Consider the following 15045-nt stretch of genomic DNA (forward strand, 5'->3'; position numbering starts at 1 on the left):
GTTTGTTTCAATTAAAAGCCAATATTCAATCCAAAAATGAAAGATCTTGCCTGCGGATATCGCCCGGAATCCATTCCATAGCTATCCATACCTACTTCCGGATCAAATCCGGTGTATTTGGTCAGTGTAAATACATTATTACCTGTGGCATACAGACGTACATTTTTCAGTTTCATACGTTCGGATAATGCCGCTGGAAGTGTATAGCCCAGTGTAAGGTTTTTCAAGCGCACGTAAGAGCCGTTTTCTACATAAAAATCAGATGTTTCATAGAAATTACGGTTCTCATCACGTAGGGAAACACGCGGAAGTTCATTGCTGCGATTTTCAGGAGTCCACGCATCCAAAACACCTTCCAGCATATTATATTGCTGCCCCACACCTGCGTTAAGTGTACTGAATTTCATCGCATTGAAGAGCTTATTCCCCTGTACTCCCTGGAAAAACAGATTCAGATCAAAGCCTTTGTAAGATGCATTAAAATTGATACCGTAAGAAAATGTAGGATAAGCATTGCCGACAAAAACACGGTCTTGCGCGTCTATTTTCCCGTCACCGTTAGCATCTTTGAAACGGAAATCTCCAGGCTTAGCGTTCGGCTGAATCAAACCTCCACTACCGTTCGTGTGAGCTTTCACTTCTTCATCAGACTGGAAGATTCCATCTGTCTCTACTACTTTATAGGAATAAAGAGATTCGCCTACCTGAAGGACAACCGGATTTAACATCTGACGGAAACTGATAGGTAAAGCTTGTGTCTGCACTCCTCCTGCTAAAGATTTTATTTCATTTTTAACAGAAGTGATACTTCCTCCAAAACCATACTGGAACTCACCCTCTGCTTTAGATTGGTACTGGATTCCAAGTTCTATCCCTTTATCCTGCACACTTCCGCCATTTACAATCTGATTTTTCAATCCTGTAGTTCCCGGCAACGGAAGTTCCATAATCATATTATTGGTATTCTTGATAAAATAATCCGCGATAAAAGAAAGGCGGTTATTCATCAGCCCCAGGTCTAATCCGATATTCGTTTGTTCAGATTCAGCCCAGGTCAGATCAGTACTGGCTCTTTTTGTTTCAGCCAGATAGGTAACACGTGTAGGCGTATTTCCCATAAAAATCTGTGAACGGCTCAGCAATGGATTTACAGCAAAGGGATCCAGACTTCCCAGATTACCCAATACCCCGTAACTACCTCTTAATTTCAGTTCGGACAGCCAGTTTACATCCTGCAGAAAGTTTTCCTTTTTAAGTGACCATGCCGCTGCTACAGATCCGTAATTTTGAAATCTGTTTTGCGGAGCTACGAGTGAACTGCCATCTCTCCGGCCAGTCAGGGAAAGCATATACTTTTGTTTGTAATTATAATTCACACGTCCCAGATAAGACAATAATGTCGAAGCTTCAAAGCCATCCAATGGAGCGAGAGTTTCACTTGCATTGACCAGATAACGCATTTCCGGCGCTTCACTCACAAATCCCTGCCCCGTGATCTCATTAAAGCGGGACGTGATTTTCTGATAATTGAATCCGGCTAAAGCGTCCAGATGGTGATCCCCTTTATCCAGTGAATAGGTCAGGATCTGTTCGGCAAGAATATCGCTGGAGCGTTTATCATTGAGAGTAAGTTTATTGGAGTTTGATGGTTTTCCGATTTCAGGAACACGGGTAGTGAATTGCTTAAAGTTATTGAAACCTTGTGTCATACTGAAGTTCGACCTGAATTTCAAGCCTTTAGCCAGCTTTAGTTCTACATATGGATTCACAACAAAATTGTAAGTTGGATTATCGATATCCAGACGCTTCAGATAAGCTACAGGATTGATAATGTCTCCGTATGCTCCAGGTCCGTAAGGTAGTGGAAGTCCGGAAAAAGCTCCGTTCTCATCGTATACCGGCACATTTGACGGGTAATAAATGGCTGAGATCAGCGCTCCCGTATAACCGTCTCCGGTAGCTGCCCCATTCCCGTTGTCGTAGTTCAGATAAAGATTCTCCCCGATCGTCAACCAGGGTTTGATCTCATGCTTGGCATTGATACGGATATTATAACGTTCATTGTAGGTATTGAGCAGTATACCCTCTCCTTTGCGGTAATTGAAACTCGAATATATTGTTGAATGTTCATTTCCTCCATCCAGAGAAACATTATAATCCTGAATGTGGCCATTTTGCATGACTTCATCTATCCAGTTGGTACGGGTAATCTGCCCGTCCGGGTATTTCTCTGCATTAAAAGCATCATTACGGTTTACACCGGCATTATCTGCAGCCAGATTAGATACCTGCGCCCGTTGTACAGCATCTAGTGGTTTTGGTTTTTTCCATGCAGACTGAAATCCTTGTTTAGCATCGACATTGATACTTACCGGTGCTTTGCGTCCCGATTTTGTTGTAACCAGTATCACCCCACCCGAAGCACGAGCACCATAAATAGAAGCTGATGCATCTTTCAGTACGGATATAGATTCAATATCATTAGGATTCAGCATAGGCACTCCGGAGTATATGGATCCGTCAATGACATACAGAGGCTCTTCTCCGTTGATACCACCAAGTCCCCTGATATTGACACGGGGTTTTGCTGTGGGATCTCCACCCTCATTCGTCACGACTACACCGGGTGCTTTACCCTGCAATACATCCCCCAGATTGTTCATCGAGCGCGAACTGGCTCTGTCTAGTCCTACACTGGCAACAGAACCCGTCACTGTACTGCGGCTTTGCTTACCGTATCCGACAACTACAACTTCAGACAGCGTCTGACTATCTTCCTGTAATGTTATATTGTACTGCAGACGCTCATCTACTGTAATGATTTGAGTCAGAAATCCTATACTGCTTATTTTTAGCTGATCTCCAACCTTTGCACTCAGCTCGAAAGCTCCCTGCTGATCTGTCTGTACAGCTTTGCCGGACTTTTCTAATTGTACAGATACACCGGAAAGCGGCAATCCATCAACACCTTTGACAATTCCTTTCAGAGGTCGCTGGTCATAGCGGATAACGGCATTCCCAAATCCGGATATGCCTGCATAGCTTGGGGTACTTACACCCACATGGCAAAACAGCATTGCTGCCAGCCATACATAGTTTTTCTTCATGTATATGATATTGTTTTAAAAATTGGTATTGAAAATACTTTTAGCCAGATCCGCATAAATAAAATCGGTAATGATAACACCGAAACGGCCGGTTGTCTGCTGATTGAAATAGTTTAATAATTTGGGATTTATCTCATTGGATACGGATGGAATGTTGGGGATGACCCACAATTTTTTCTGATATCCGCTGGAGAAATTCAAGAACAACGTTCCGGAAGCTACATCCGCATTCTTACTTGTATTTAATAAAGTATTGATGGCATTCCATTTATCTGTATTATTACCCACCTGATAGGCATCCTGAACCTGTACAGTAGATTCCGGATTTTGGATGGTAAACGACGTATTGTCCGACCAGCCGTTATAAGCCTGAATACCTAGTGTCTGTGCACTGCTGAATCTTCTTAACAACACGATCTTACCTCTTGCCTGCTGCAAAGAAGGGATAGTTGCATCTAGTCTGAATAATCCTGAATACGTATCGGTATACTTCATAAAACGTTGCTCGAAAGTCATCGAATTACCACTGGGTGTATGCTCTTCCTTTACACTCATGATGATCGTTTCTGAAGGATGTGCTTGTAAAAAGCTTTTACAGGATTGCAACACATCATCAAAATTGAGATGCTGGTATACAGGTCCGTGATGGATAGCAAAGTTGTTATCTACAAAACGGCAACGTACATCCAGAAAACGAACTCCCGCATTCAGCTGTTCTGCAAGCGTCAGGTTCTGTGTCTTTGCTGTACCCGAAACTGGCTCATAGCGTGCGCCGGCATCGTGTGTCCCTGGAATACTCAGCGAGGAAAGTTTACGTTCTCCCGGTATAAAGCTCATCCAGTTTGTACCTTCTGGCAATGCCTGATCTGCAGTTGCAGACTGTTGGGAAAGCTGTAGCGTTTCAATCTCCGAAGAATTACAGGAAGTAAAGACAACCAGTAAAAGTAACATGTAGTTGAAGTAGAGTTTCATATGCATAAAATTTGATTTTCAATTGTCATATGGAATATCCAAACTATATTCATTTGTATTTGTACACTCTGTACTACATGGATATTTCATATGCACACGAATATTTAATAGTTTATGGATTAATACGTACTGAAAACTGTCGTTAGATCTGATCGTAAGTGTGATGGATTTCGCCAATTGTCAGAAATCTATGAAGATTGGCTTCCAAACATTAAAGACACTGCTAAATCGATATTTCACGTTGCAAACCTAGCTTTTACATATTAACTAGATATTACAGCATCTTTAAGAAAAAATGGTGCTATTGTTAAATTAATATAAAACAGAAAACAAAAAATAAAGCACTGTATTCTAATAAAAGGTATCAGGCTGTAAATAGATTCTCCAGCGGCTTTTCGTTCTGTAATTCTAAATTTTTCTGCATGCATAAAAACTATGACAGCATAATTATTTTTGATTTTAGAAAAAATGTATATCTTGTAAGAGTCATCCTCAGAAGGTGGCTATAATTTTTTAAACAGTATTTAAATATGAAGGAAGATAAAATCTTACGTGCGTTCGAGAACAAAACATGGCAGGAGATAAAGGTGAAAGACTCGTGGCAGATCTTTAAGATCATGTCGGAATTTGTCGATGGTTTTGAAAAGCTAGCTAAAATAGGTCCTTGTGTATCCATCTTCGGATCTGCCAGAACTCCAAGAGAACATAAATATTATCAAATGGCTGTCGACATTGGCAAGCTATTGACAGAAAGAGGTTACGGTGTTATTTCGGGGGGCGGTCCCGGTATTATGGAAGCAGCTAATAAAGGGGCCTATGAAGCCGGAGGAAAATCCGTAGGTCTGAATATAGAGCTTCCTTTTGAGCAATTCCACAATAAGTATATTGACAGGGATAAGCTACTGGAATTTAATTACTTCTTTGTTCGAAAAGTCATGTTTATGAAATACTCTCAGGGATATATTGTGATGCCGGGAGGATTCGGAACGATGGACGAACTGTTTGAAGCTATTACGCTGATTCAGACCGGAAAAATTGCCCGATTCCCTATTGTTTTGGTTGGCAGCGAATATTGGGGCGGATTAATTGACTGGATTCAGAATACCATGTTAGGAAATGCCTATATCAGTGAAGAAGATCTGAAACTGTATCGCGTGGTCGATAGTGCAGAAGATGCAGCAGAACATATTTTCAGATTCTACGATAAGTATCTGCTAAAACCGAATTTTTAGAGATCAATCAAATATCTATTCCATACAACAGCCCGTCAGAGTTTCTGACGGGCTGTTTTTGTTAAAATTTAAGAATAATACTAAATAACATCTCGTATTTTGGCTGCAAAAGTCTTAATAATTTTCGTTCTCTTACCCCCATTATTTGGAACCACATCAAAAATAATTCTTACCCCTATTTCACCGGGATATCCAACAGCATATTTATCTTTTACAATGATAAATTCTTCAGAAGAATTAGGTAATGAAAGACCAAGAATATCTTTGCCGTTCTGCTCCCGAACATGATTTCCATTTACCAAAACTTCAAAATTTGCACCAACAGCGAGATTCCAATCTCCTTTTTGAAGTAATGTTGTGAATCCTACACCTGAACTGTTATATGTAGAATAAGGATAGATAGAAACAATCTGAGTCGTTAAATTTTCAATTTTTGCACCATTTACAGGATCAGAATTTATGACTGCTGGATTCCATTCAATAGCATATGCATCATTCTTAAGAGAGTAATAATCAACATCCACTTCTGTGTAGTCTTCTTCTCCGTATTGATCATCAACAAAACTGTACCAGAAACTTTCACGACGAGCATCTATTACAGGAGCTGAACTCAGATTAAAAATCCCCATTACTTCATTGAAATTTGGTTTTAAGCCAACTACATTATTATAGTTAGCTTGTCCAGGGACAGCTAATTTAATATTGAATAGTGAACCGTTATTTACCATTGTTCCGTTAAGTTTAATATCGGATTGAGTTGTCAGTTTTACTTTCTGGTATGTTGAGGGACTACCACCTAAACCAAACATACCATTTAAGATACCTTTAACTATTCCTTTACCACCGTCGGATAGGGTTTTCTTCATTTCACCTTCAGCTGAACTACTAGCAGAACCATTTTTAGATGTTAAGACACCAATCAGATTTGTGTATGCTAAATTTCCATATAAAGTAGTAACGCTTTTTGTAAGAAAATTAACCAGATTAAAGGGTGAACCTGGATTTCCAATTGTTCCTTCAATCTTACCTGTAGAAGTTCCGTTAATATTGACTGTAGTTACGTTAACCCATTTAGGATTCAGCTCAATGCCCACATTTGGGAATGATGAGTTAACAATATTTTTATCATAAGCCATTTCATAATCAAAAACATACCAACTACCTCCAGACAACGTTACTTGTTGTTCATTCATAAGAGAAAAGGATCTTTGAATTTCTTTTGGAATAACTTCCACAGCATTAAAATTTAACATACTCGAATTATTACTATTTCCATACAAGGATAATCCATGAGTAACATAGGATGTCGCTATTGGATTTGCGGGAATCCAATGATAAAACCGTAATATTCCGCTATATCTATTATAAAGGGCAAAATAATACGTGTAATTCGGATCATTTAAATAAACAGTAGGAGAAAATGTATTATAACATAATACCCAGCCATCTACCTTTTTATAGTCATCCACAAAGTTTGGATTAATTGAGGTTGTGCCTGAGTTCCAAGGAAGAGGAACAAGATTTGTAGTACTTAATGAGGGCAGATAAGTTTCACTTTCCCAATCAAAGTAATACGGAGTACTTGCTGTTAGTGTTTGTTGTAAAGATAATTTATCTGTATTCTGCTCAACAGGATAAATATCCTTTTTGCTACACGATAAAAAAAACAAACAAATTAATAGAAAACCATAATTTTTCATAATCATAAATTTAAATTAAACAACATAAACTTACGAAACAAAAATTTTAATTTAATTAAAAACAACAAACATAACATTAACATAATAATCAGCTAATATTGATTATTATAAAAAACAAAAATCCCCGTCAGAATTTCTGACGGGGATTCTATTTAAAAAAGATGTGTATCTTCTAAATTAGTTGAAGATATAACGAACACCTACTTGTGCGGACCATCTGGAAACGATATCCTGCTCAAAATATGGTTTATTGTTATTCAAATTGTTAAGTCTGTATTGCGGAGTATTAGTACCGGAAATATAGCTATCAAATGTAACTGGTCTGAAGTCGTTATCCCAGAAACTACCACCTCCACTATATTGTTTACCCCAATTGCTATTAATCAGGTTACCCACATTCATGATATCAATTGATAATTGCAATTTATTTTTGGTATTACCAATATTAGTGAATAAATCTTGAAGAATTCTCACATCAAATTTATGAGCAAATGGAGTTCTTGCACCATTACGTTCAGCATATTTACCACGACGGCTTTTCAGGTAATCATCGGACTCAATAAATGAATTGAATGCAGCCCATTGTTGATCAGCAGTCATATCTTTTGTTGCAACAAAGTGCATTTCTGACTGATCTCTAGGAATGTACATTAAAGCAAACTGATTAGATGAGGATTGTGCCAGACCTGCTAATCCTCCTGTTACCATATAAGAATAACGTGCTCCGGATTGTCCATTATACAGTAATGAAATCGTAGTACCTAAGTGACCCAGATATTCTTTTGAATAAGAAAGAACCCCTAATACACGACTACCTGTACTGAATGGAGAATGTGCTACCGTAGCACTATTTGATCCATTAACTGTAGCTACACGGTAGAAATTTGAATTGTTTTGAGATGATGTTCCTGAGAACAAATCTTTTGATTCCGTATAGGTATAAGATAAGGACGTTGATAATCCAAAATCAAAGTTTTTCAACAATGATGCAGTTGCTGACCAGGAATATCCCTTATTTACATTGTCAATGTATACAACTTCTGAATAGTTATCAAGAATACGTCTGTCGTTGTTAACCGTTGAATACATCAAACGATTGTCAGCACCTTGTAATTGACCAATTGGTTTTTCAAGGTTAATATCAGTGAATCTAAATGCGCTCAGGTTTTTAGCATACATAAATTCAAATGTACCTTTAACTCCGTAAGGTAATTCCTGATCTACACCTGCTGAAAAACGTGCAATCTGAGGTAATTTAAGATTTTTATCCAATACTGTAATATTACCTGAAGGTGTTACATTTCCAGCAAACTTAGGCTGAGCATTTGGGTCTGCTATAAAATTAACAACAGGAATATTATCTTTTCCTGAACTCAAGTTATTACCCCCTAACAATGCTCCACTTTGAGAAAATGCTCCGGAAGCCCATACGAACGGAAATCTAGAAGTAAAAATACCTAAACCACCTCGTACAATTGTTGAACGATCTGAATTAACATCCCAGTTGAAACCTACACGAGGTGAGAACATAAATGCTGCCTTAGGCATGCTATTTGTTTTCACATCATAACGTAGGGCTAAGATAGAATTGTTAAAGTCTGTATTTTCCATTGGTTTATCAAAATACATTGGAATATCAACCCTAACACCAGCAGTAATTTTCATATTAGGCTGAATTTGATAGTCATCCTGAACATAGAAACCAACCTGTGCAGCACTGAATTTCGCTCCCTGACGCGGATCATCCGTATTACTATAGCTGAACTGAGAAGATAAGGCTTTACCTCTTTCAAAGTTTTCAATAGCTGTATATGGTTGTCCTGTAGCAGGATTCACATCTGCTGCTGGAGAATTAGCGAAACTGTAAGATCCATTTGAATTGGCAGTATATGCATTATACATCTTATAAAATTCATTATGTGTACCTACAGTTACTGTATGCAGTCCTTTATAAAAAGTTAAGTTATTCGTAACCGTTATAACATCCTGATCTAACTGATTAATGTTTGTAAACGCATCAGTTCCTAAGTTATAAGACCCTGTTCCAAGATTAATATTAACTCTTGGAAATAAATCTCCGTTAAAATCTCTAAAGTCTCTTACTTGATTATAACCAACTATAAAGTTATTAGAGATGGAATTATTGAAACGACTATTAAACTCTAAAGTTGCATTATGAGTTTTAGATCTTTTGATTACAGCCCCGTTAGCAAAAGTTAATGCAGTAGTACTGCGTGAGTTCCCTAAATCATAACCTGAAATATAGTTATACCTAAGAGATAACTTGTGCTTTTCGTTAATATTATAATCTAAACGAGTAAATACTTTATCTGATTCATTTTCATCAATAAGATCAGAGTAAGAGCCCGCTTCATAATTATATTTATCTCTGGCAATCTGTGCAATTCTGTCTGCTTCAGCAACTGTAAGCTTAGATTGTCCTACGCCTACAGGATTATTTAATGGTGTTGTACTTTGTGTTTTTTCATAGTTGAAGAACAAGAATAATTTATCTTTCACTATTGGTCCACCAATACGTACTCCATATGTTTTTTCAGAAAAGTCTGCTAATTTTGTTGCTGTCTCACCGTCTTTTAAAATAAATTTAGGTGTTTTACCAGTCAAATCCTGATTTCTGAATAAGTAGTAAGCAGATCCTTGTACAGTATTAGTACCGGATTTAGTAACTGCAGAAATACCTCCACCTGCAAATCCGCTGTATCTGACATCAAATGGAGCAATCTGAACAGTCATTTGTTCAATAGCGTCCAAAGAAATAGGGCTTGTATTTGTACCACCACCATTTGTTCCTGATGCATTTAAACCAAATACGTCATTACTCACTGCACCATCAATCGTCAATTGATTGAAACGGTTATTCATACCACCAATGGATAATGAACTACCTTTAATATCTGCTTGTGGAGTAAGTCTTGTAAAGTCATTTAAACTTCTACTAACAGTAGGTAAAGATTCTAACTGTTTTCTTGAAATAGTTGTTTCAGCTCCAGTTTTGAAGTTTCTTCCCTTTTTAACTCCAGTCACAGCAACCTCATCTAACATTGTCTCATTGTCAGACAAATTAGCATTCAACACAAACGCCTGTCCAAGTTGTAAGTAGATGTCATTGTAGATTTGCGGACTGAAACCTACATAAGTAATTTCTACTTTGTAAGGTCCTCCTACACGCATATTCGGTAGGTTAAATATTCCGGCACTATTTGCAGAACCCGAATAAGTCGTTCCTGAAGGAACGTGTGTTGCCTTGATTGTCGCTCCTGCAGTTTTCTGACCACTGCTTTGAGTAACTGAACCAGTCATACTACTTGTCGTTACCTGCGCCTGGATCGTACCGTAGCTTGCAAGAACTAAAGCAAAAAATAGTAAAGATTTCTTCATTATTTTGAATTATGAAATTTGTCCTGCAAAAATAAAAAGAGGAGTTGAATATTTGTAAACTTAACATAAACTTAATACAGATCAGGGGGCTCATTATCATTAAGTTATTTACAAATATTCTAAATAGAAGGAGTTGAATTTAAAAATTTATATTTATTCGCCCATTTCTTACAGAAATTAAAATAAGCTCTTCAATTTCTTAATAATTTAACAAAATTTAACAATTGTGAATTGTGGATAACTATTTTGATGAAAAATCACAATATAGAATTTTATGCAACTATATACCCCTGATTTGTAACATAAACTAACATGCTCGCATAATAAAATAACACAAATTATATATGTTACACCTTATTTAATCTTTATATTATAAGGACTATAATAACGAGGCGACTAAGAAAACTTATAGAATTAAGCCCTGTTTATTTTTTCATAAAACCCATACCCAATGCAGTTCCTGCACCAAGAGCGGCACCTGCAGCTACATCCGAAGTATAGTGTACACCCAAATACATCCTCGAATAGCCCACACTACCTGCCCATAACATAGCTGGAGCTATGACATACCATTTGGGATAGGCATGAGATAAAGCTGTGGCGGTACTAAAAGCTGCTGATGTATGCCCCGAAGGGAAAGAGAACGAACCTGGCGTGGACAGAGCTGTGAAATTATTATATTTCTTAAAAGGACGGGATCGTTTGAAAACCTGCTTTAATCCGATATTTAACAAAGCTGTCACTGCTGTACTGCTTATAACGTATCCGGCATTTTGACGCATCTGCTTATCATCGCTGATCGCTCCCGCTATAAACAGACCTGCCGGAATAGCAATCTGCATATAATTATGAGAGTCTGATATAAAATGAAAGGTAGCATTCTGGGCTGGAGTATGTGTTTCTGCTATAGATTCTAATATCCGTATATCTAATGTACGGGCTGGCTCTTCCTGACCAAAAGCGGCATACGGAGCATTTGAAAAGGTAAAGATCAGAAAGATATAAAAAACAGATTGACGAATGTAAAGTGACATAATTGCAAGGTATTAAGAATAAGAGAACTCATATACATAATCCAGTCCAACGATCTTTTCATTGACAGCCTGAATATGTTTACGTCTGCCGGTAATATCATAAATGACCATAAGCTGGTTGCCACGCTTTTGGAGACCTTTACGAACCGGCTTCACGCTACCTTCGAGTAACAGCTCTTCAAAATCTTTAAGGTGATATAATCCAATATCCTGAAAAGTAATATATAAAGTCTTCGTAAAGAAAAAACCGGACAACATACGTTCAATCTTATGAAAGAATGCCAGAATAATAAACATACAACCGGTAAGAAAGAATGCAAGCACAAACTCTCCGGTACCGATAACCATACCAATGGCGGCCATGGACCAGATCACTGCAGCAGTTGTCAGTCCCAAAACGGACATCTTACCTTTAAAGATCACACCTGCACCTAGAAAACCAATACCTGTAACGATATTAGCAGCAATACGGTCATCGGATTGCTCTCCTAACATAGAGACCATTGTAAAAATAGTAGATCCGAAACAGATAAGTACTACTGTTCTGAAACCAGCCGACTTATTCCGGTATTCACGCTCAAAACCGATAACACATCCGCATAGAATGGATACAAAGACTGCCTGAACACGTTCATCCTGAAAAAAATCTCCAAACATAATATCCAAATTGAAAATCAAATATATAAAACTATCTGCTGGTGAGGATAGTAATATTCATCAAATAAAGCAGTTCTAAACCTTATTAAGTTCTTCCCTAACCTCTCTGCCCTGCGGGCATCTCTCCTTAAAAAGGAGAGAATTATTTATAAGAGCACAGATACCAGAATCACAGTATAGCCCTCTAACACTATCAACTCTATAAACCCTATCAACTTCTTCCCAACCTCTCTGCCCTGCGGGCATCTCTCCTTAAAAAGGAGAGAATTAGTTTAACACTATGCAAGTAGTATCTTTATCAACTATATCAACCCCTTAAACCCTATCAACTTCTCACCAAACCTCTCTGCCCTGCGGGCATCTCTCCTTAAAAAGGAGAGAATTAGTTTAACACTATGCAAGTAGTATCTTTATCAACTATATCAACCCCTTAAACCCTATCAACTTCTCACCAAACCTCTCTGCCCTGCGGGCATCTCTCCTTAAAAAGGAGAGAATTAGTTTAAAAGTAAGCAAGTAGTATCTTTATCAACTATATTAACCCTCTTAACCTTATCAACTCCCTAATCTATATAAGCATAGGTAATACCGTCCCCTCCTCTATCGGCATGTTCATCCTCAAATCTGGAGACATGGCTATACTTACGAAGATAATCCCGTATAAATTTACGCAAAATACCGTCTCCTTTGCCATGTACAATTTTAAGACTCGGATATCCGATCATAACAGCTCTATCCAATACCAGTTCAATCTGATTCAATGCATCTTCTGTACGCATACCTCTCACATCCACTTCCGGACTAAAATCGGCAGCTGACGGTGTATTACTACTCCTTTTGATCGCTTTTGACTTTTCTTTACTTCTTAGTTTGCTCACTTTAGAACGCTTCACAACTGTACGTAAGTCGCCTAATGCCAGTATCAGATTATTATTACGTGCCACCTCAATGACCTGAGCTTCATTCCCTGAATCTATTATTTTCACCCAATCACCCACCTCTATAGCTGTATCTTCTTCAGGCTGTATTTTTGTTTTAGGAGCAACTGTTCCGTGTACTGGTTTATGATCAGCAACAGCTTTCGTGAGCTTTCCTCTTATTTCCTTAGTTTTTTCTTTATCTGCATTTACTGATTTAATATCAGCAATAGTGTTTTCCACCAGTTTGTTTGCATCTTTTAGAATCTGTCTCGCCTCTTCTTTTGCCTGTTTGAGAATTTGCTTTTTATTCTCATCCAGATAAGACTGCAGCGTTTCGTACTCCGCTTTCAAAGCCACCAGTTCACGTTCACGTTTCAGAATAGCTGTCTTGGTTTCCATGACTTCCTTTTTATCCCGCTCCAGATCCACCAATAAAGTATCTACCTTTTTCTGCTGTGTACCTACTTTTTGTCTGGCCAGTTCCAGAATATCTTTTCGCAAACCGATCTTCTGTGCAATTTCAAATGCATATGAACTTCCCGGTTTACCGACCTGCAGAATATATAAAGGCTTCATCGCCACATTATCAAACAACATCGAAGCATTTTCTATACCTTCTGTATTACTCGCAAATACCTTAAGATTAGAATAGTGTGTTGTAATAACGCCACGGATTTGTTTTTTATTTAATGTTTCCAGTACCGATTCCGCCATTGGCCCTCCAAATAAGGGATCCGTACCTGTACCAAATTCATCTATCAACACCAGCGTACGGGCATTTGCAAACTCTGTAAAGTGTTTCATCTTGGACAAATGCGCACTATATGTACTTAAATCACTCTCTATGGACTGATCATCCCCTATATCGGCAAAGATCTGCCTGAATACCCCTACTTTGGAAGTTGGATCTGCAGGTATCAGCAGACCGGACTGCACCATAAGCTGCAATAATCCAACTGTTTTCATACACACAGATTTCCCGCCCGCATTAGGACCGGATACGACAATGATACGTTCCGCATTATTGATATTAATATTTAGCGGAACTATAGTATGCTGATCTTTCCTGGCGTGTAAGAACAATAATGGATGACGTGCATTATGAAGCATTATCTCTGCTTCTTTTGACAATTCAGGCATATCTGCATCTATATCCAAAGCAAACAGGGCTTTGGCACGTACAAAATCCAATTTTGTCAGTAAGCTGTGGTAAGATAACAATAATGGAATATGAGGTCTCAATCCATTCGTCAACTCCACCAGGATACGAATCACTTCCCGGCGACGCTCAAATTCCAGATCCCGAATCTTATTGTTAAGATGGAACACCTCTTCAGGCTCTATATAAGCAGTTTGTCCGGTTGCAGATTCGTCGTGAATCAAACCTTTTAGTTTTCTCTTGTTCTCTGCCAGGATTGGAATCACCAAACGTCCGTCACGAATGGTCAGATTACCATCTGCCGTCCATCCGTTGCTCTGCGCCTGTTTAAAGATACTGTCAATTCTCTTGTGGGCTTCCTGCTCCGATTTCAGGATCTGCTGTGTCAGATCCAGCAACAGACGGGAAGCATTATTCTTCATCTTACCCCGTTCATCAAGCACAGACTCAATATTCCGGATAATACTGTTTTCGATCTCTACATGTTCAAACAGTACTTCCAGATTGGGATATTGACCTTCCCTTTCTTTAAAATAACGTATTACAGCATAGACTGTACGTAAGGAAAGCAACACTCTGTAAAACTCTTCTTCTGCAAGAAAAGCCCCTTCTACCCTTGCCTTCTCTACTAAGGATTTGATAGGGTATAAATGATCTACAGGTAATGGAGAATCATTAACCAGAAGATCTTTGAACTCATTTGTCTGTCTCAGAAAACGATCGATCTGATCGTATTTTACCTGCGGCTGTATACGCTCGACCATCTCACGGCCGGGCTCACTGAGGCATTTTTGTTTAATATATGTTTTAATCTCGGCGAGGCCGAGTTTGTCACTTGCATTTACAGGATAAATCATATTCCGTT

8 protein-coding genes are annotated in these 15045 nt (G+C 38.3%); 1 reads left to right on the forward strand and 7 read right to left on the reverse strand.

Annotation, left to right across the window (positions count from 1 at the left end; genetic code table 11):
- Positions 1-11: 11 nt before the first annotated feature.
- Together I6J02_RS19405 and I6J02_RS19410 are read right to left on the reverse strand one after the other, a co-directional pair.
- Positions 12-3107, reverse strand: a complete 3096-nt coding sequence (locus tag I6J02_RS19405) for a SusC/RagA family TonB-linked outer membrane protein (RefSeq protein ID WP_201679416.1) — start codon at positions 3105-3107, stop codon at positions 12-14.
- Between the two features lie 15 nt (positions 3108-3122).
- A complete protein-coding gene (locus I6J02_RS19410; RefSeq protein ID WP_236582180.1) occupies positions 3123-4079 on the reverse strand; it encodes a phosphatidylinositol-specific phospholipase C in 957 nt (318 codons plus the stop codon).
- Between the two features lie 530 nt (positions 4080-4609).
- On the opposite strand from I6J02_RS19410, the gene I6J02_RS19415 reads away from it, so the two are divergent.
- A complete protein-coding gene (locus tag I6J02_RS19415) occupies positions 4610-5311 on the forward strand; it encodes a TIGR00730 family Rossman fold protein (protein WP_201679418.1) in 702 nt (233 codons plus the stop codon).
- An 80-nt stretch (positions 5312-5391) separates the two neighbouring features.
- On the opposite strand, the gene I6J02_RS19420 is transcribed toward I6J02_RS19415, so the two are convergent.
- The 5 genes from I6J02_RS19420 to I6J02_RS19440 all read right to left on the reverse strand — a co-directional run bounded on the left by I6J02_RS19420 (position 5392) and on the right by I6J02_RS19440 (position 15037).
- Entirely contained in the window at positions 5392-7011 is a 1620-nt protein-coding gene (locus I6J02_RS19420; protein ID WP_201679419.1) for a hypothetical protein, read from the reverse strand.
- 177 nt (positions 7012-7188) lie between these two features.
- On the reverse strand, positions 7189-10410 hold the full coding sequence (locus tag I6J02_RS19425) for a TonB-dependent receptor (protein WP_201679420.1): 3222 nt from the start codon (positions 10408-10410) through the stop codon (positions 7189-7191).
- 425 nt (positions 10411-10835) lie between these two features.
- Positions 10836-11444 (reverse strand): phosphatase PAP2 family protein, encoded by a 609-nt coding sequence (locus I6J02_RS19430; RefSeq protein WP_201679421.1) that lies wholly within the window; start codon positions 11442-11444, stop codon positions 10836-10838.
- Positions 11445-11456: 12 nt separating this feature from the next.
- Positions 11457-12101, reverse strand: coding sequence for an MgtC/SapB family protein (locus tag I6J02_RS19435; protein WP_201679422.1), 645 nt, complete (start codon positions 12099-12101; stop codon positions 11457-11459).
- A 563-nt stretch (positions 12102-12664) separates the two neighbouring features.
- The gene (locus I6J02_RS19440) at positions 12665-15037 is read right to left on the reverse strand and encodes an endonuclease MutS2 (RefSeq protein WP_201679423.1); all 2373 of its coding nucleotides are present in this window, start codon (positions 15035-15037) and stop codon (positions 12665-12667) included.
- Positions 15038-15045 lie beyond the last annotated feature (8 nt).

It is taken from the genome of Sphingobacterium spiritivorum (assembly GCF_016725325.1).
In the GTDB taxonomy this organism is placed as follows: Bacteria; Bacteroidota; Bacteroidia; order Sphingobacteriales; family Sphingobacteriaceae; genus Sphingobacterium.

Excerpts from the sequence above, each read along its gene's own strand:
- I6J02_RS19405 (WP_201679416.1), bottom strand. The coding sequence starts at position 3,107 with ATGAAGAAAAACTATGTATGGCTGGCAGCAATGCTGTTTTGCCATGTG.
- I6J02_RS19410 (WP_236582180.1), bottom strand. The coding sequence starts at position 4,079 with ATGAAACTCTACTTCAACTACATGTTACTTTTACTGGTTGTCTTTACT.
- I6J02_RS19415 (WP_201679418.1), top strand. The coding sequence starts at position 4,610 with ATGAAGGAAGATAAAATCTTACGTGCGTTCGAGAACAAAACATGGCAG.
- I6J02_RS19420 (WP_201679419.1), bottom strand. The coding sequence starts at position 7,011 with ATGAAAAATTATGGTTTTCTATTAATTTGTTTGTTTTTTTTATCGTGT.
- I6J02_RS19425 (WP_201679420.1), bottom strand. The coding sequence starts at position 10,410 with ATGAAGAAATCTTTACTATTTTTTGCTTTAGTTCTTGCAAGCTACGGT.
- I6J02_RS19430 (WP_201679421.1), bottom strand. The coding sequence starts at position 11,444 with ATGTCACTTTACATTCGTCAATCTGTTTTTTATATCTTTCTGATCTTT.
- I6J02_RS19435 (WP_201679422.1), bottom strand. The coding sequence starts at position 12,101 with ATGTTTGGAGATTTTTTTCAGGATGAACGTGTTCAGGCAGTCTTTGTA.
- I6J02_RS19440 (WP_201679423.1), bottom strand. The coding sequence starts at position 15,037 with ATGATTTATCCTGTAAATGCAAGTGACAAACTCGGCCTCGCCGAGATT.